This window comes from Thermococcus sp. P6 (genome assembly GCF_002214525.1).
Lineage (GTDB): Archaea > Methanobacteriota_B > Thermococci > Thermococcales > Thermococcaceae > Thermococcus.
Window position 1 is genome coordinate 550,077 of record NZ_CP015104.1, and the last position, 18,183, is coordinate 568,259.

General features: G+C 50.1%; 16 protein-coding genes, 2 tRNA genes and 1 pseudogene. 13 read left to right on the forward strand and 6 right to left on the reverse strand.

Features of this window, described 5'->3' with window-relative positions; all coding sequences use genetic code 11:
• Positions 1-2 precede the first annotated feature (2 nt).
• The 4 genes from A3L12_RS02950 to A3L12_RS02965 are packed head-to-tail and all read left to right on the forward strand — an operon-like array spanning position 3 to position 4,905.
• The gene (locus tag A3L12_RS02950) at positions 3-1,091 is read left to right on the forward strand and encodes a glycosyltransferase family 4 protein (protein ID WP_088882228.1); all 1,089 of its coding nucleotides are present in this window, start codon (positions 3-5) and stop codon (positions 1,089-1,091) included.
• Positions 1,088-2,164, forward strand: coding sequence for a non-hydrolyzing UDP-N-acetylglucosamine 2-epimerase (gene wecB / locus A3L12_RS02955; protein WP_088882229.1), 1,077 nt, complete (start codon positions 1,088-1,090; stop codon positions 2,162-2,164). The genes A3L12_RS02950 and wecB overlap by 4 nt, the downstream gene beginning before the upstream one ends.
• On the forward strand, positions 2,164-3,312 hold the full coding sequence (locus A3L12_RS02960) for a glycosyltransferase family 4 protein (RefSeq protein WP_088882230.1): 1,149 nt from the start codon (positions 2,164-2,166) through the stop codon (positions 3,310-3,312). Before wecB ends, A3L12_RS02960 begins: the two co-directional genes overlap by 1 nt.
• 6 nt (positions 3,313-3,318) lie before the next feature.
• On the forward strand, positions 3,319-4,905 hold the full coding sequence (locus A3L12_RS02965; RefSeq protein ID WP_088882231.1) for an alkaline phosphatase family protein: 1,587 nt from the start codon (positions 3,319-3,321) through the stop codon (positions 4,903-4,905).
• Between the two features lie 85 nt (positions 4,906-4,990).
• Here A3L12_RS02965 and A3L12_RS02970 read toward each other — a convergent pair whose 3' ends face one another.
• Positions 4,991-5,986 carry a sugar phosphate nucleotidyltransferase gene (locus A3L12_RS02970; protein ID WP_088882232.1) on the reverse strand — a complete coding sequence of 332 codons (996 nt, stop codon included), beginning with the start codon at positions 5,984-5,986 and terminating at the stop codon, positions 4,991-4,993.
• A 132-nt stretch (positions 5,987-6,118) separates the two neighbouring features.
• On the opposite strand from A3L12_RS02970, the gene A3L12_RS02975 reads away from it, so the two are divergent.
• The 4 genes from A3L12_RS02975 (at position 6,119) to A3L12_RS02990 (ending at position 8,484) form a co-directional block, all read left to right on the forward strand.
• Positions 6,119-7,249, forward strand: a complete 1,131-nt coding sequence (locus tag A3L12_RS02975; RefSeq protein WP_088882233.1) for an RNA-guided endonuclease TnpB family protein — start codon at positions 6,119-6,121, stop codon at positions 7,247-7,249.
• A 67-nt stretch (positions 7,250-7,316) separates the two neighbouring features.
• A complete protein-coding gene (locus A3L12_RS02980; protein ID WP_088882234.1) occupies positions 7,317-8,270 on the forward strand; it encodes an NAD-dependent epimerase/dehydratase family protein in 954 nt (317 codons plus the stop codon).
• Positions 8,271-8,320: 50 nt separating this feature from the next.
• Positions 8,321-8,398 (forward strand) — tRNA-Glu (locus tag A3L12_RS02985).
• Positions 8,399-8,406: 8 nt separating this feature from the next.
• A tRNA-Ile gene (locus A3L12_RS02990) sits at positions 8,407-8,484 on the forward strand.
• Positions 8,485-8,509: 25 nt separating this feature from the next.
• On the opposite strand, the gene A3L12_RS02995 is transcribed toward A3L12_RS02990, so the two are convergent.
• Complete coding sequence (locus A3L12_RS02995) at positions 8,510-9,586, reverse strand: pyridoxal-phosphate dependent enzyme (protein WP_088882235.1); 1,077 nt, start codon at positions 9,584-9,586, stop codon at positions 8,510-8,512.
• A 127-nt stretch (positions 9,587-9,713) separates the two neighbouring features.
• Here A3L12_RS02995 and A3L12_RS08265 point away from each other — a divergent pair.
• From A3L12_RS08265 to A3L12_RS03010, 3 genes and pseudogenes are all read left to right on the forward strand, one after another.
• Positions 9,714-10,068: pseudogene (locus A3L12_RS08265) on the forward strand (hypothetical protein).
• A gap of 80 nt (positions 10,069-10,148) precedes the next feature.
• Positions 10,149-10,337 (forward strand): zinc finger domain-containing protein, encoded by a 189-nt coding sequence (locus A3L12_RS03005; RefSeq protein WP_394335082.1) that lies wholly within the window; start codon positions 10,149-10,151, stop codon positions 10,335-10,337.
• A 16-nt stretch (positions 10,338-10,353) separates the two neighbouring features.
• Positions 10,354-10,629 (forward strand): elongation factor 1-beta, encoded by a 276-nt coding sequence (locus A3L12_RS03010; protein WP_088882236.1) that lies wholly within the window; start codon positions 10,354-10,356, stop codon positions 10,627-10,629.
• Between the two features lie 34 nt (positions 10,630-10,663).
• On the opposite strand, the gene A3L12_RS03015 is transcribed toward A3L12_RS03010, so the two are convergent.
• Complete coding sequence (locus A3L12_RS03015; protein ID WP_088882237.1) at positions 10,664-11,683, reverse strand: lipopolysaccharide assembly protein LapB; 1,020 nt, start codon at positions 11,681-11,683, stop codon at positions 10,664-10,666.
• Between the two features lie 146 nt (positions 11,684-11,829).
• Between A3L12_RS03015 and thsB the strand changes: the two genes are divergently transcribed.
• Positions 11,830-13,470, forward strand: a complete 1,641-nt coding sequence (thsB, locus tag A3L12_RS03020) for a thermosome subunit beta (protein WP_088882238.1) — start codon at positions 11,830-11,832, stop codon at positions 13,468-13,470.
• Positions 13,471-13,520: 50 nt separating this feature from the next.
• Here the strand turns inward: thsB and A3L12_RS03025 are convergent, their stop codons facing one another.
• From A3L12_RS03025 to A3L12_RS03035, 3 genes are all read right to left on the reverse strand, one after another.
• Positions 13,521-14,123, reverse strand: coding sequence for a hypothetical protein (locus tag A3L12_RS03025; protein WP_088882239.1), 603 nt, complete (start codon positions 14,121-14,123; stop codon positions 13,521-13,523).
• A 39-nt stretch (positions 14,124-14,162) separates the two neighbouring features.
• The gene (locus A3L12_RS03030) at positions 14,163-16,133 is read right to left on the reverse strand and encodes an IGHMBP2 family helicase (protein ID WP_088882240.1); all 1,971 of its coding nucleotides are present in this window, start codon (positions 16,131-16,133) and stop codon (positions 14,163-14,165) included.
• Between the two features lie 137 nt (positions 16,134-16,270).
• Entirely contained in the window at positions 16,271-16,534 is a 264-nt protein-coding gene (locus A3L12_RS03035) for a hypothetical protein (protein ID WP_232462905.1), read from the reverse strand.
• 224 nt (positions 16,535-16,758) lie between these two features.
• Here A3L12_RS03035 and A3L12_RS03040 point away from each other — a divergent pair, with 224 nt between their 5' ends.
• Positions 16,759-18,159, forward strand: coding sequence for an L-aspartate oxidase (locus A3L12_RS03040; protein WP_088882241.1), 1,401 nt, complete (start codon positions 16,759-16,761; stop codon positions 18,157-18,159).
• The last annotated feature ends 24 nt before the right edge of the window (positions 18,160-18,183 follow it).

Consider the following 18,183-nt stretch of genomic DNA (forward strand, 5'->3'; position numbering starts at 1 on the left):
GAATGAGGGTGGCAATGATCGTAACGAACCCGTTCAAGCCCGATCCGAGGGTTTACAAAGAAGCCAGAAGTCTTGTTAAACACGGCCATGAGGTCTACGTTATCGCCTGGGACCGGGAGGGAAAATACCCAAGGGAAGAGGAGTTAGACGGAATAAAAGTGATCAGGATCCGCATCAGCTCCAGATACAGAGATTTTCTGGATTTTCTGCTTAAGGTACCCCTGTTCTATCTCAAAGTGCTCGGAATCCTTTTAAGGGAAGATTTTGATGTTGTACATACTCATGATTTTGACACGGCATTGTTAGGTCTTTTAATAAAGAAACTCAAGGGCACCAAATGGGTTTATGATATCCACGACCTTTATGAGAGTTTAGTCGAACAGGAAAACCCAAGGATGGCTAAAATTATCCAAAAGCTCGAAAATGGGATCATCAACATGCCGGATCATGCAATTGTTGTCAATGACGCATTCATAAAGCTCATAAGAGAAAAGGGAAGATCCAAACCGATTTCGGTTGTTATGAACACGATATCACCAATAGAAATAGAAAGCAAAAAATCCAACAAGTTCACAATTTTTTACGGCGGCGTCTTATCTGCCGGGAGGTTTATCACTGAAATGATCGAAATTGCAAAAGAACTGGGGATACGCCTCAAGATTGCAGGATTTGGAAAATTAGAGAGTGAAATAAAAAAGCAGTGCCGGGAGAATTGTTTGTTCCTTGGATACCTCCCACACAGAAAAGCACTTGAAGAGTTGTCCAAATCACATGCAACCTTTGCCATCTATAGCCCCAAACTACTTAACAATCGCCTTGCAACACCAAACAAACTGTTTGAAGCTATGTGCCTGAAAGTTCCGACAATTGTATTAAAAGAGGCCGTTATGGGTAACATAGTGGAGGAATACCGGTGTGGAGTCACAGTTGAATACAACAAAGAGGACGTCAAAGAGAAGGTAATTTACCTCATGGAAAATCCAAAGTTGATTAAAAAGATGGGTCATAACGGAAGAAAGGGAGTTTTAAAAGAATATAACTGGGAGAACATGGAAAGGAAACTTGTAAAATTATACGGGGGATTAAAATGAAGGTTGTCACGGTTGTTGGTGCTCGGCCTCAGTTCATTAAAATGGCTCCAGTCTCAAGAGAGTTCAGAAAAATTGGAATAGAGGAGGTTGTGATTCACACGGGCCAGCATTACGATTATGAAATGAACAAGATATTCTTCGAACAGTTAAACATTCCAGAACCGGATTACAATCTTGGAGTCGGTTCCGGAACTCACGGTTACCAGACAGGAGAAATGCTTAAGAGGATTGAAGAAGTCCTGCTCAAAGAAAAACCTGACTTGGTTCTGGTTTATGGTGACACCAACTCAACGCTGGCCGGTGCTCTGGCTGGAGTAAAACTCCACATTAAGGTCGCTCACGTTGAAGCCGGTTTGAGGAGCTTCGACAGGAGAATGCCCGAGGAAGTCAACCGGGTTTTGACGGACCACGTTAGCGATTACCTCTTCGCTCCCACGGAAACCGCAGTAAAGAACCTGTACAACGAGGGGATACGGGAGGAAGTTTACCTGACGGGGGATGTCATGCTGGATGCGTTGCTTTACAACGTTAGAATCGCCGAGAGGAAATTGAAAATATTAGACGAATTAGGGTTAAAACCAAAGAAATATTACCTTGCGACCGTTCACCGGGCTGAAAACACGGACAATAGAAGAAATTTGGAGAACATAATAAACGCATTCATTAAATCTAACGATTTAATAGTCTTTCCAGCCCATCCGAGGACCATGAAGGCTCTGAAGAATTATGGTTTGTATGAGAAGCTTGAGAGTGCTGGGAACGTGCTTTTGATTAAGCCTGTTGGATATCTGGACATGCTCATGCTTGAGAAGAATGCAAGGAAGATTTTAACGGATTCCGGTGGCGTGCAGAAAGAAGCCTACTTTTTGAGGGTTCCCTGCATTACTTTAAGGGAGAAGACGGAATGGGTGGAGACGGTTGAGGATGGGTGGAACGTTCTGGTCGGGGCTGATGAGGAGAAGATACTTAATGCAATTAAGGAATTCGAGCCGGATGGTGGAACCTACACTCACAAGTTCGGAGACGGAAAAGCAAGTGAAAAAATCGCGAAGATTTTGAATGGTGGTGTTTAATGAAGTTCAAAGATAAAACCCTCCTGATACTCACAAACTCGTATCCGGACGAGGATAATACATATTACGGTGGGATATTTGTAAAAGAGCAGGTAGAATATTTAAAGGATTATTTTAAAGAGGTTTATATTATCTCCCCCCAGCCTTACGGAGGGAGAAGAGGACTTCGAGACTACGAGTATGACAACGTCCGCGCGTATTACCCGAGGTTCTTTCACTTACCGGTGGAGTACTTTAGAAGACGGTTGGGTGATAATTTCTTCAAGGCTGCTCTGAAGGTTATCAATCGGGAGGGACTTACGTTTGATCTTGTTCATGCTCATTTTACGTGGCCAAGCGGGTATGCTGGGGTAAAACTTGGGGAGAGGTTTAACGTTCCAGTAGTAATAACAATTCATGAAAATAGGGACTGGCTCTTAAGAGAGTATAACTCAAAAAATCGAAAAATTCATTGGACATGGGAGAATGCTGACGCGTTAATAAGGGTTAACAAAAGGGATATTACTCTTTTAAAGGAGTTTAATCCAAACGTGTTTTTTGTTCCCAATGGGTTTAGTCCAGAGAGACTCAAGACAATTAAAAAAGAAAGTGCAAGAGAATCTTTGGGATTGCCTAAAGACAATAAAATTCTGTTCAGTTTGGGGGTATTAATAGAACGTAAGGGTTTCAACTATTTAATCCAAGCAATGTCGGAAGTCCTAAAGCAAAGGAAGGATGTCCTGTGCTTTATAGGTGGAAGCGGGCCTTTGAAAGGCAAACTTCAGAAGCAGATTAACGAACTTGGTCTTCAAAACCACGTCAAACTTCTCGGATTCGTTCCCGATGATGAGCTATACCTCTGGATGAATTCTGCTGACGTTTTCGTTCTTCCAAGCTCGAGTGAGGGTAACCCCACGGTGATGTTCGAAGCCCTTGGTGTGGGCTTACCGTTCGTCGGAACTACCGTTGGTGGGGTTCCCGAGATCATAACTTCCGAGGATTATGGCCTGCTCTGTCCTCCAAGGGATTCAAAATGTTTAGCAGAAAAGATTTTAATTGCTTTAGAAAAAGACTGGGACAGGGGGAAGATAAGAAAATACGCGGAAAAATTCACATGGGAGAACATTGTTGACCAAATTTTAAAAATATATGCAAAAATCATTGGGTGAAGGCACATGGCTAATGTAAAGATAGTGACAATTGGTCTGGATGGAGCCACATGGGATGTTATTCTGCCCTTTGTTAGAGAGGGAAAGCTCCCCACGTTCAAGGAACTTCTCAAAGGAAGTTCTTGGGGAATTTTAAAAAGCACTTTGCCTCCCGTTACTGTGCCTGCCTGGCCGGCGTTTGCCACGGGTAAGAACCCTGCAAAGTTTGGGATATACAACTTCCTGATCGTTGATACCAAAACTGCTAAAGTCAGGATCGTGAAATCCTCAGATGTAAAATCCAAGAAGATATGGGATTACCTTGGTTTTTACGGTAAAAAATCAATGATCATTAACCATCCTGTCACATACCCTCCCCAAAAAATCAATGGCGTAATGGTCTCTGGGATGCTGACTCCTCCCAGGGCCAATGATTACACGTCTCCTCCTGAGATCTCGAAAGAACTGGAAAAACTTGGGTACATCATAGAACCCAATCCCGAGGTTGTAAAAACCAAATGGGATACTGAAGAATTCATAGACGAAATTATCAGTACAATAAATAAAAGGACAAGAGCAGTTGTTCATTTAATGAAAACACGACCCTGGGACTTTTTCTTTGTTTTGTTCAGGGGTACCGACGTGGTTCAACATAAACAATTTCAGAATAAAGAAAAGCTTCTCAAGGTGTACATGGAAATAGATAAAAGCTTAGCCACCATATTAAAGAGCATTCCAAAAGACACATTTGTTATTTTGATGTCTGACCATGGATTTTGTGAGTTCAAAAAGTGTTTCAACATAACCAAATTGCTCTATGAGACGGGGTATGTTAAGGTCAAAAGAAAAGAAAAAACAGGGAAGAATTCAAGAAGCTCAATATTGATGAAATTAGGGATCAGCCAAGCATTTATTCTCAGTATGTTAAGGAAACTCCATTTGGAATGGATACGTAAATACATTCCAGTAAGCCTTAAATCAAGATTGCCTTCCTCCACTGTAGAAATTGATCTTAAAGAAAGTCTTGTTTATCCCGGTATTTTGTTTACTGGAGCTTCGCAATATCTCTCAATTAACCGTGATAAAGTTAAAGATGAAGAGGAATATTTAAACCTTCGAAATGAATTGATATCAAAGCTTTTAAGCCTAAAAGATCCGAAAACCGGAGAACGTGTTGTTGAAGAGGCTTATAAAAAAGAAGATATATACTCTGGGCCCTATTTGGATGAGGCACCAGACATTGTGTTTCTGCTGAAAAAGGGTTATGGTCTTTCAACATCCGTTGATCTCAATGCACCTGTGATAGAAGAAATTCATTCCCCGTTTGGAACTCATCATATAGATGGTATCTTTCTCGCTTATGGTCCGGGAGTTAAGAGGGGTCACAAAATAGAAAACGCAAAAATCTATGACATTACCCCAACTATACTCCACATTTTCGGCCTGCCGATTCCAAATGACATGGATGGGAGGATTTTAGTGGAAATTTTTGAAGAGGGTTCAGAATTTGTGAAAAGGAAACCAAAATACGTTGATCCGAGCTATTACGAGAAAAAAGATGATGAAAATCTTAAGAGGGCGATTAAAAGCCTTAAACTGAAAGGAAAAATTTAGACAGGTTTTCTAAGATCTGTTTCATACTAATATCACCCTAATTTTTCCCTTCCGGCCAAGAGCACCTTCATACCAACCCCTAAGCTCAATCCCCCCTCTGTATCTTCGCATGCCCCCCGACCAAACTCTTCTTTAACTCCAGATTCCTTATTTCACATTTTTCATCGATTATTGAACGCCATATGGTTGAACCCTTTATCACCGTGGTATTGAATATGATGGAGTCACTCACGTCAGAGTTCTCAATTACACAGTTCTCCCCGATGTAAGCATAGGGCCCAACTATTGACCGCCCAAGGATCTTAGCACCCTTTTTAATCACCACCGGCGGGATTATCTTGGAGTAAGGGCTTATCTGAATCTCCTCAATTTTGCTCTCCTTAAGCAGGGTCTTCATGGCCCCGAGGTAGCTATCGGCCGAGCCGATGTCGTACCAGTAATCATCGAACCTGTATGCGTGGATCTCAACACCCTTCTTCAACAACCACTCTATGAAATAACCCGGGGAATCCCTGTTACCATTCTCGAGGTACTCCTCAACTTTCCCCATCACATCCCCCGGAAAGGCATAAACTCCCGTGCTTATTAAGGTGGATTTTGGTTGCAGGGGTTTCTCCTGTAAATCAATGACCCTATCTCCCTCAAGGAGCACGACACCGTAGCGCTTTGCGAGCTCAAAGTCGCCGACGTCATAGACGGCTATCAAAGGCTTTCCGGTGTAACGCCTCAAAAAGTCCTGCAGGGAAAAGGAGAACAGGTTGTCCCCGGCAACTATTAGGTAATCATCAACACCAAGCTCCGATACAGCGTATTTAATGGCCCCCATGGTGCCCAGCTTTTCTTCTTCACTCATCGTCTCCTCCACAATGAGTTCAGCATTGTTCTTTTCAGCCCAGTCCCTGAAATGCTTCTCAAAGAACTTGTTGGTGGACACGTAAACCTCAAGACCCAGATCCCTCGTTTTTTCAAGGATGTAATCGATGATATACCTATCCCCAACAGGTAAAAGCGGCTTTGGCCTGGCCTTTGTGATCGGCCACAAACGAGTGGCATAGCCGCCGGCCATTATCAAAACTTTCATGGCATTCCCCCGGATTCTGACTGTTGAAAAGCTATTTAACCCTATCGGCGGGAAGTCCCTTCCAAAAAGGGAGGGGATGAGAGCCGAAAAGATTATATGGTTCTCTGCTAAAAAACACGTGGAGCAGGTGAAATGCTGAGCTACAGATACCGCTTATATCCATCAAAAACAATCCAGACAAGGCTGAATGAGCAGCTTGGACTATGCAGATGGCTCTACAACAGATTATTGTATGAACTAAATAAGGCAAGGAAACAAGGGAGAAAAATTACCCAGAAGGACACCCAATCCCGGATCGTGGAATTAAAGAAAGAGGAGAAACCAGAGCTGAAAAAAGTTTATTCCAAGGTTCTGCAGATGGTGAATTATCAGCTCTGGTCGAACATCAAAGCGTTATCCAGATTGAAGAAGAATGGAAAGAAGATCGGTAAGCTCCGCTATAAAACCGGAAATTCCTTCAAGACTCTTAACTTCAATCAATCAGGATTTAAAATTGAAAATAATAAATTGATTCTTTCCAAGGTAAGAGCAATTCCCATCAAAGTTCATCGCAAAATTGAAGGTAAGATTAAAGGGGTGATAATAAAAAGAGAAAAATCCGGGAAGTGGTATGCTATTTTCCAGGTAGAGGATGAACCCAAACCATTACCGAAAACCGGTAAAGCTATTGGAATTGACGTTGGCTTAAGATACTTCTCAACAGATTCTGACGGGAGACAAATTGAGAACCCACGATTTTACGAGAAAACCCTGAAAAGGATAAGAAAACTCCAGAAAGACTTATCAAGGAAAAAGAAGGGCTCCAAAAATTGGGAGAAATGCAGAATCAAGCTTGCTAAAACCTATGAGAAGCTTGTAAATCAGCGTGATGATTTCCTCCACAAGCTTTCAAGATTTTACGTGAATAATTACGACGTCATAGTAGTTGAGAATCTGAAAATAAGGAACATGGTTAAAAACCATCGGTTAAGCTCTAAGATACTGGATGCCTCCTGGGGCAAATTCCTTCAGATGCTGTCCTACAAGGCTGAGAGAGCTGGTAGGATACTTCTGAAGGTGAACCCGAGGGACACTTCAGAAGGATTAACATTCGACGATCCTTGCAGAGACTTTATTTCAGCTAATAGAATACTGGCAAGGGGGCTGGGACGGCCCTTTCAGCCTGTGGAGGGGAGACCTCTACTCCTCGTTACTGCTCTGGCAGTGATTGAGGGGCAAGTTTCCTCAATGAAGCAGGAAGCCCCTTGCGTAAGCGAGGGGTAGTTCACATTCTTTGTCATAGTAATCTTGGTGGTAAAATGAAAATCATAGTAACCTCGGTGGTGATAAAATGAAAATCCTCGTAACGGGCGGTGCTGGCTTCATAGGTTCTCACCTCGTCGACAGACTTATGGAAGAGGGCCACGAGGTCAGGGTTCTTGACGATTTAAGTGCGGGAGATATGAAGAACGTTGAAAGATGGCTTGGCAACGGGAACTTTGAATTCATTAAGGGGGATATGAGGGATCCTGAAATCGTGAGAAAGAGCATCCGAGGGGTGGATGCCGTTTTCCACCTCGCGGCAAATCCCGAGGTGAGGATCGGGTCCCAAAGCCCTCAGCTCTTATACGAAACCAACGTATTAATCACCTACAATTTGCTCGAGGCGATGAGAAAAGAGGGGGTTAAGATACTAACCTTCACTTCCTCATCAACGGTCTATGGCGACGCCAAGAAACTCCCCACTCCAGAGGATTACGCACCCCTAGAGCCGATAAGCGTCTACGGCGGTGCAAAGCTCGCCGCAGAGGCGTTGATAAGCGGTTACGCCCACACCTTCGGCTTCAGGGCCCTCGTGTTCCGCCTTGCCAACATAATAGGGGAGCGCTCAAACCACGGGGTTATATACGACTTCATCAACAAGCTCCGCAGAAACCCTGAGGAGCTTGAGATTCTGGGCGACGGAACGCAGAGGAAGAGTTACCTCCACGTGAGCGATACCGTCGAGGGCATGCTCCACATCTTCGAGCACTTCAGAAAAGGCGGGAGAACCTTCGACGTCTACAACCTCGGCAACGAGGACTGGATAACGGTTACGGAGATAGCGGAGCTGGTGAGCGAGGCGATGGGACTCAGGCCGAAGTTCCGCTTCACCGGTGGCGTCGACGGCGGAAGGGGATGGAAAGGTGACGTCAAGATTATGCTCTTAAGCATAGAGAAGGCAAAAGAAACCGGCTGGAGGCCGAGGATGAACAGCTACGAAGCCGTGAGGAGAACCCTCAGGGAGCTCCTGAAAAGCGTTTGAGGAGGCACCAAAAACTTTTTAAACCCTCCAGGCTCTCTAATCTCGGACGCGCCCCGGTGGTGTAGCCCGGTCAATCATGCGGGACTCTCGATCCCGCGACCCGGGTTCAAATCCCGGCCGGGGCACCAATTCTTAAGGGCCCGTGGCTCAGCCTGGTCAGAGCGCCCGCCTGATAAGCGGGAGGTCCGGGGTTCGAAGCCCCGCGGGCCCACCAGCCCCTTGTTCAATCTTCAGCACATTCATGAAAAAATTTTCATCATTATGTCAACATTTTTAAATCCCGAGCCCGTTAGGGGCATGAGCACCCGGGCTTCCTCCTCAAAAAACCCTTTCTTTAAAAGCTTTTTAAATGCAGCAAATGCCACTGCGGAAGTTGATTCCACCAAAAAGCCCATTGAAAGCAGTTCCTCCCATGCATCTCTGGTCTCCCTCTCGTTCACCGATACCACGGTGCCTCTCGTCTCCCTGATCGCCCTCTTCATCTGCACCTTCCTTGGAGGTTCTGGAATGGCAATTCCTTCCGCAAGCGTGTTCTTCTCATTGCCCCTTTCCATTAAACTTTCAAAACCTTCTGCCTGAACTGCTATAAGCTTCGGGATTCTCTTTAATTTCCCAAGCCTCTGAAGTTCTCTAAACCCCTTGTGTGCGCCCAAAAGCAAAGTGCCACTTCCCGCAGGGATAATCGCATAATCGAATTCCCCGCCTTCTTCAAATGCCTCATATGCAAAGGTTTTGGTTCCATCCAGAAAATACGGGTTGTACCAGTGAGACACGTAAACCCCTTCCCTGAATTCCTTAGCCCTCTCATGTGCCTCCATTCTGGAACCATCCACTTCATGGATCTCCGCTTTCAAGAGCCTCAGGAGTTTCTTTTTACCTTCACTCGTGCTCTTGGGTATGAAGACGTGCACTTTGATTCCTTCGCTTCTTCCAAAGAGGGCAAGGCTTATTGCAGCATTTCCGGATGAGTCGAGGCTGACCTCCTTTATCCCCTCCTCCTTCAGCTTTGCGATGGTTACGTAGGTCCCCCTGTCCTTGAATGAACCGCTGGGCATCAGGTATTCAAGCTTGAAGGCGACCCTGACCCATTTGAATGTCCTTTCTGTAATGGGCGTTATTGGAGGGGTAAGGGAGGGTGCAAACTCCTCTTTCATTGCCAGAAGGTTTAGATATCTTCTGATATCCACATGCTCTTTCTTCAGGAGACTCTCGAAAGGTTCTTCGAATTCGTGGATGACATCAAGGATTCCCCCGCAATCGCACTTCAGGCGGAAAACATCCGGATAGGTCGCATTGCAAATCTGACACTTCAACATATCCCATCGGGAGAGAGAACTACTTCAAAGTATTTAAAAATTGGGATTCTCCCGGGCATACTGTCAGGATAAGCAGTAGGGCGTTAGGTTTAAGTTTCTAACAATACTTCAGAAAAAGAGGGAGAACATGAAGGCTAAAACCATTATTTACTGGATAATTTCAGCCTTAAAACCTTTTCGTAGGAACAAAATCCCGGTAGAAAAGAAAATCAGGGCAATTATACTTGCGAGGCCTCAGTTACAGGCAAGCCGGAAGAATACTGGAAATCAGCCACACAACACTGAAAGGTTCAAAAACTCGCAGAAGCGGAGGCTGGTTCAGGACTGTTAAGGAGCAAGCTGGAATAATTTCAGGGGTGGCGGAAGGTTCACAGGTTTGTTTTTCTGTTTGCTTTCTGGTATAATTTTTGTTAGTGCCCTCAAGTCGACCACCTGGTGATGTCGCTGAATGGCTTCAGGAGGAGATGCCCCGGTTATCCTGACAGTATGGCCAGGACCCGGAGAAAGCTTTATAAACCGACCCCCTCAACCCATCGTGGTTAAAAAACCACCTTTCTCGGAGGTGTTGGCAGTGGAACCCGAATTCAAGGTACCCGTGTGCACATCATGTGGGAAGGAGATAACCCCGAGGGAGCACGCCACCCATTTCGTCTGCCCGAACTGCGGCGAGGAGATAATCTGGCGTTGCGAATCCTGCAGGGTATTAGCAGTCCCCTACAAATGCCCCAAGTGTGGCTGGGAGGGGCCTTAAACGGGAGGTGAAATGAATGGCTGACTTCAATCTCGTTGGCGTTATAAAGGTAATGCCCACCGACCCGGACGTAAACCTCGATGAGCTTGAGGAGAAGCTCAAGGCCGTTATCCCCGAAAAGTTCGGCCTCGCCAAGGTCGAGAGGGAACCCATAGCCTTTGGACTCGTTGCCCTTAAGTTCTACGTCCTCGGAAGGGACGAAGAGGGCTACTCCTACGACGAGGTCGCCGAACTTTTCAGGAAAGTTGAGAACGTTGAGAGTGCGGAAGTCGAGACCGTTTCAAGGATCTGACTTCCTCTTCTTTTTATCAAGGTAAAAAGAAAGATCAAAGCTCCAGAGTGAGCTTCGGCCTTTTCCAGTCGTCGAGAATCGAGCGGAGTTCCTCGTTCTCCACCATTGAATAAAGCCCCTCGAGACGCTCCCGGGCTTTCTCATCCCCGGCCTTCCATCTGGCAAGTTCCCCGAGGGCCCTGAAGAAGTAGGCCGTATCGTCCTCAAAGAGCTCCGCAAAGGCCTCCATATTTTCTGCCACCGTTTCGTAGCTTCCCTCGTTGAAGAGTCCTTCAATGAACTCGAGGAGCGTGTTGAAGACGAGGTCGAAAACGTCATCCCCAAGGTTTATGGCCTTCAGAAGGGCATCGCGGATGGATCTGAAAGCCTTTTTGTAATCCTCCCTTCCCGCGAATATCTCGGCCTCCACGAGCCTCGCGTTGACCTCCACCTCGTCGTCCCTCGGGTTCCTGAGGACCTCCCCTATGAGCTTCTCTGCGGTATCGTAATCCCCGAGCTCGTAGTGAAAGTGCGCCAGATCAAGGAGGCTTATCATGCCGTTCCTCGTGTCGTTGAGCCTCTCAAAGATCTCCCTTGCCCGGTTCATGAGCTCAACGGCCCTCTCCGTCTCCCCCAGCTCGTCGTAGTTCACCGCCATGTTGGCGAGCGTCAGCCCGATCTCCCTTTCGTTCTTCAGGACCTCTTCCTCGAGCTTTAGCAGTTCCTCGTAGGTCTCAAGAGCCTTCTCCGGCATACCGAAGTGCTCGTAGGCATCCGCCAGATAGTAGAGGGCTGTAGCGTATTCCTCGGGATCGCTCTTCTTCCCATCGGCTATGCGTTTGTAGAGCCCTATTCCCCTCTCCGTATCACCGAGGTGGTCGTAAACGTGGGCCACCTCGTGCGCCAAATCGTAGGGGTCATCACACTCAACGAGCACCCCTTCGAGTCTCTCAAGCTCCTTTCTGAGTTCTTCCTCGTCCTCGATGCCCTCGATGTAATCGTCGAACAGTTCGAGGAGCTTCTCACAGTCCTTCTCGTTTAAGGCCTCCTTCCAGAGGGTTCCAGCATCGCTCATCACCATCACCACTCCGACTTCGCGAAGGGGGTTAAATGGTTACCGAAAAATTTATAAATAGTCTAAAGGAATGATAAATCGAGCATACCGATGGTAACTAAAAGCCCTCCTTAGGGTAAACCAAAAAACGGAGGGGGTGAGGGGAGATGGCCCAGCTCGCGGGACAGCCGGTTGTTATTCTGCCTGAGGGGACCCAGAGGTACGTTGGAAAGGACGCCCAGAGGCTGAACATCCTCGCGGCAAGAATAATAGCCGAAACCGTCAGAACAACCCTCGGACCCAAAGGAATGGACAAAATGCTCGTAGACAGCCTCGGAGACATCGTAATCACCAACGACGGCGCCACAATCCTCGACGAAATGGACATCCAGCACCCGGCTGCAAAAATGATGGTTGAAATCGCCAAAACCCAGGACAAAGAAGCCGGCGACGGAACCACAACAGCCGTCGTCATAGCCGGCGAACTTTTGAAAAAGGCCGAAGAACTACTCGACCAGAACATCCACCCAAGCATAATCATCAAAGGTTACACAATGGCCGCCGAGAAAGCCCAAAAAATACTCGACAACATGGCCAAGAAGGTAACCCCCGACGACGAGAAAACCCTGAAGAACATAGCCATGACCGCAATCACCGGCAAGACCGCTGAGGAGGAAAAGGAGTACCTTGCAAAAATTGCCGTTGAGGCCGTTAAGCAGGTTGCGGAGAAGGACGGTGAAACTTACAGGGTGGACATCGACAACATCAAACTCGAGAAGAAAGAGGGCGGAAGCATCAGGGACACCAAGCTCATCCGCGGTGTCGTCGTAGACAAGGAAGTGGTCCACCCGGGAATGCCCAAGAGAGTTAAGAACGCCCGGATTGCCCTCATAAACGAGGCCCTCGAGGTCAAGGAGACCGAAACGGACGCAGAGATAAGGATCACAAGTCCGGACCAGCTTCAGGCGTTCCTTGAGCAGGAGGAGCGCATGCTGAGGGAGATGGTTGAGAAGATCAAGGATGCTGGGGCGAACGTCCTCTTCGTCCAGAAGGGTATTGATGACCTCGCCCAGCACTACCTCGCCAAGTACGGCATCCTTGCAGTAAGGCGCGTTAAGAAGAGCGACATGGAGAAGCTCGCTAAGGCAACCGGGGCAAAGATAGTTACGAACGTCCGCGACCTCACCAGCGACGACCTCGGTGAGGCCGAGCTTGTCGAAGAGCGCAAGGTTGCTGGAGAAAACATGATCTTCGTTGAGGGCTGCAAGAACCCGAAGGCCGTCACCATACTCATCAGGGGCGGAACGGAGCACGTTATTGACGAGGTTGAGAGGGCCCTCGAGGATGCCATAAAGGTCACGAAGGACGTCATGGAGGACGGTGCCATCCTCCCGGCGGGCGGTGCGAGCGAGATTGAGCTCGCCATTAGACTCGACGAGTACGCGAAGGAAGTCGGCGGCAAGGAAGCCCTCGCCATCGAAGCCTTTGCAGAGGCAATCAAGGTTATCCCGAAGACGCTGGCAGAGAATGCAGGGCTTGACCCGATAGAAGTGCTCGTTAAGGTGGTGAGCGAGCACAAGGAGAAGGGGCCGAACGTTGGCATTGACGTGTTCGAGGGCGAGCCGGCCGACATGATGGAGCGCGGCGTCATAGCACCCCTCAGGGTTCCCAAGCAGGCCATCAAGAGCGCCAGCGAAGCAGCAATAATGATCCTCAGAATCGACGACGTAATAGCCGCCAGCAAGCCCGAGAAGGAGAATGAAGGGGGCAGGGGAGGAAGCGAGAACTTCGGAAGCGATTTTGAGTGAACCTCTGATTTCTTCTCCCTTTGACGTTTTTTCTCCCGCAGGGGTCGTCTTCAGGGTTTCTGAGGGGTCAGCCCGGCCATCGCCTCCTCCAGCTTCCTGAGCTTCCCCTTAAAGCGCCTTACCTGGGAGTTGGCGATTCCGACTATTCTCTCGATGTAGGCTCCATCCACCCAGAGTTTTCCCTTTTCCCCGAGGGGAACGTCCATCCTCTCCGTGGAGCGTATCTCAACGAGGAGTTTTCTGTGGCTGACGCTCTTTATGTTCGAGTACTTGAAGCCGAGGCCTATGGACAGGTTGAGCAGCCTAACGGCATCCTCCATGCTCCTCGCAGCGACGTGCAGAATTGGACTCCTCACTAAGAACCACAGCTGGCCCCTCCGGTGCTTTTCAATGGCTTCAAACACTTCATCAGTGGTAACCTCGCGGTGCCACTTGCCGAGCCAGACCGAGTTCACCTTGTCGCCGAAGTAGGGCATCTCCATAACCGAGATCCTTCCGGAGCAGGAGGAGGTCGTGAAGTAGTTATCCAGCGAGTTGATCCGCTCGAGGAGACCCACAATGTCCCCGTCCACCTCCCCCCGCTCCAGTGCCTCCCTTAAGCTTTGCATGGCCTTCCTTTTCTGCTCCTCAAAGTTCTCCGTGTAGAGCAACACGCCTCACACCCCCTTCACCAAAGCCCGCGTGCTCAACCGCTATGTGGACGTAATCAAATCGGCACCGACGAAGGTTCCTCTCTCCCTCACGAAATCCAGCAGTCGCCTGTAGGTGGGATGCGCGCTCAGGGTTGCCGAATCCCCCACCATTACGAGCTTCCTTTTGGCTCTGGTCAGCGAGACGTTTAGCCTCCTGAGGTCCTTCAGGAAACCAAGCTCCCCGCGGGAATTGGACCTTACGAAGGAAAGAACGATGGCCTCCTTCTCCCTCCCCTGGTAGCCGTCGACCGTCTTCACCTCGATCTCCTCGGGAAGGAGGGACTCCAGAAGGTCGCGCTGGTCATCGTAGGGCGTTATGACGCCAATCCAGCCCGGATCAGCCCCGAGTTTTAGCAGCTGCTCAACGGTTTCCTTCACGATCCCGGCTTCCAGCGGGTTCTCCCTGCTATCGCTGCCCCTTCTCCTCCTCTCGAAGCGGTTCTCCATCCCTGAAGTGTCGATGAAGACCAGCACGTTCTCCGGCTTCAGAACCTCCACCCATTGGCCTTCGGGTTCCTTGATCCCGAGGTCGGTGAGGGTTATGTCCCTGACGCTCGCGTCCGCCTTCACCTTTCCTCCGTAGAACTCCCGGCTCGGGAACTCCATGAGCCTTTCGTTCATCCTGTACTGGACCTCCAGCATCTCGCTCTTCCACGGGTACCTCTCGATGAGCCCCTCGAAAAGGGTTCTGGAGAGCTCCCTCGCCCCCTCGCTGAGTATGGTCGGGGGCAGCTGTCTGTGGTCCCCCGCCAGAACGAACCTCTTCGCCCGGTTTATGGGAATCAGAACGCTCGGGATGGTCGCCTGCGTTGCCTCGTCCACCACCGCAACGTCGTAGGATGCGCCCACGACCTCCAGAGCGGCCGAGGAATTGGTCGTCAGAACAACGTCCGCCCCCTCTATTATATCCCTCGCTATCCTCTCCTCGAGCTTCAGGGCATCGTCAAAGGTCTTTCTAACCAGTTCGTTGAGCCTGATCCATTCCGCCATCTCCCGGACGGTTCTGGCCGGGATTCCCCTTATTCCAATCCCTCTGGAGGCGAGCTTCAGGATCTGGTCGTCGCTCAGACCCCTCCTGTACCTCGGGGCGGGTCTGGTGAAAGAATCCCTCCTCTCCTTCAGCTTCTGGAGGTTCTCCCTGAGTTCCCTCAGCTCCCCGTACAGCTCGTGCCGGGTCATCAGATAGGCCAGAGTGGTCTCCTGCAGGCCCCTCGATACCCTGCTCGGGTGTCCGACGCGTACGACGTTAACGCCCGACGAAAAGAGCCTCTCCACGAGGTTGTCCACCGCCACGTTGCTCTCCGCGGTTGCCAGAACCCTGCTTCCCCTCTCGACCTCCTCCACTATGAGCTCCGCGAGGGTTCTGGTCTTCCCGGTTCCGAAGGGCCCGTGGATGAGGAAGAAATCCGGACTGCCCAGCGCCTTTGAGATCGCCCGCCTCTGGCTCTCGTTCAGGTTCCGGTCGCGGGGCCTTAGTTCGATCGCAGAGCCCTCCTCAGGTTCCCTGAGCCCGAGGTAGAGCTCGAGCGCCTTCAACCCGGTCTCGCCGGGGTTTTCAAGGTTCTCCATCCACCTCCTGAAGGTCACGTCGTTGGCGTAGAGGTCCACCCGAACGCCCTTCAGGGCCCACCCCGGAACGTTTTCCAGCGCAACCGTTAGAAACCGCTTCCCCTTCTCAACGACGGTTCCCACGAGGTCGCTCTTCAGCGGGTTTCCCCGGCTCACCACCACGAGGTCGCCGACGCTTATCCCTGTTTTTATCTCACCACCACGCCCGTAACTTACGAGTTTATAGCCGAATTCCTCACCCACGACCTTCCCGTTGAGGCCGAGAATGGCCCTTCCAACCTTTTCCCTCTCCCTTCCGGAGAGCCTCCTCATCTCGGCCCTCATGGATTCTATCTCGGCTTCCCTCTCCATCTCGACGAGCTTCTTCAGGCGATCTATGAATTCCCTCAGTTTTTCGTCCATTTTTGCCCCCGTTGGCGAAAGAGAAACGGTCTTTTAAAAGGTTGAGGGTGGTCAGCCCATGCGAGTTTCCTCATCCTTCGGGCGAAACTTCCCTCATCATCCCACAATGAATGGAGAAGAGAGGTTAAAAAGTTATGTCATCGGATGGCCAGAAGGATGTCCCTGTGGAAGGACCTGAGAGCCTTCCAGTCCCTTTCCTCAACGCTTCCCTTCCACGAGACCCTCCTGTAGAAGCCCTCCAGATCGTCGAGCAGGTAGCTCAGGTACTCCACCCGGGCACCCGAAACCCCGTTGCTCAAAAGCTTCCCCCTCAAAAAGGGCATGACCTCCGACGGCCGGCCGAGAGCGGCCCAGAACAGACCTTCCTTCAGAATCCCGTAGAGCACGTCCTCAAACTCCAATCCAGCGGAGGGTTTGACCCTCCCCCCTTGCCTTTATCGATACCGCTTCCATTGGCGTCACCGGGTTACGGGAGGAGGGCATCGTATTTTAGTGTTTCGGGCGTTTTTTCGTCAATCTGCCGGCCGGTGAGGGAATCGGAGGGGAATTTTGAACGAACGTCAAAGGAACTGACAGGCAGGTTAAAAGATTTATAAGTCCCTCCCCAACTCCGACGGGGGTAAGGATGACGAACGTTGGAATAGTTGGGAGCGGTGCGGCAGGGTTGACTGCTGCGGTAAGCCTCGCGAGGATGGGCTTTGACGTAACCGTCATCGGGCCGGGCGTAAAGGAGAGCAACTCCTACCTTGCTCAGGCGGGTATAGCCCTTCCCATCCTCGACGGCGATTCCGTAAGGGCCCACGTTCTCGACACCATAAGGGCCGGGAGCTACCTCAACGACGAGGAGATCGTCTGGAGCGTGATCTCAAAGGCGAGCGAGGCCTACGGCTTTCTCCGTTCGATAGGGCTTGAGTTCGAGGCCATCCACACCGAGGGCGGTCATTCCTTCAGCCGGGTCTTCACGATAAGGAGCGAGACGGGGAAACACCTGATGAAGGTCTTAAGCCTCGCCGCAAGGGAGGAGGGCGTCCACTTCGTCAGGGGCTTCTCCGAGGAGCTGGCAGTAAAAGAAGGCAAAGCCTACGGCGTCTTCGTCGAAGGAGAGCTCCTGAAGTTCGATGCTACAGTAATAGCCACGGGCGGGTTTTCAGGTCTCTTCAAATACACCGCCGGCTCTCCGTCCAACCTCGGACTGCTCATAGGGGACGCGGTGTTGAAGGGCGCCCCCGCGAGGGATCTGGAGTTCGTCCAGTTCCACCCCACCGGCTACGTCGGTAAAAAGGGCGTCTTCCTCGTCAGCGAGGCGGTCAGGGGTGCGGGGGCAAAGCTCGTAACGGAAAGGGGGGATCGCTTCGTCAACGAGCTCTCCACGAGGGACATCGTGGCGAGGGCCATCTACGAAAAGATAAAGGCCGGCGAAAGGGTCTTCCTTGACGCAACGGGCATAGAGGACTTCAAAAGCAGGTTCCCCCAGATATACGCCTTTCTGAGGAAGGAAGGAATCGATCCTGTCAGAGATCCCATACCCATATCGCCCATCGCCCACTACACGATGGGGGGAACGGCCGTTGACGGCTGGTACAGAACCCGGGTGAGGAACCTGTACGTGGTTGGAGAGGCCATGAGCAACGGTTTTCACGGCGCCAACAGGCTCGCCAGCAACTCCCTTCTCGAGTGCGTTGTTAGCGGGCTCGAGGTTTCGAGGACGATACTCCGGGAGAAACCGAGACTGGATGAGAAACCAGACGTTCCCTATAGCTTCGATTCTCCCGGGGACGTTGAGTCCATACGGGAGATCCTCTGGGAGCACGCTGGCATCGTGAGGAACGCCCGGACCCTTAGGGAGGGCCTGAAAAGGCTCAGTTCGGTCGAGGCGGATCCAAGGTTGAAGTTGCTCGCCAGAGGGGTTCTCGAGTGCGCCCTCGCCAGAGAGGAGAGCAGGGGCGCCCACTACAGGGAGGACTTCCCCCTCATGAGGAAAACCTTCCTGAGACCGAGCTTCTTTGACGGGAGATGCCACCTCTGATTTTTAATTTTGCATGCGCGTGAC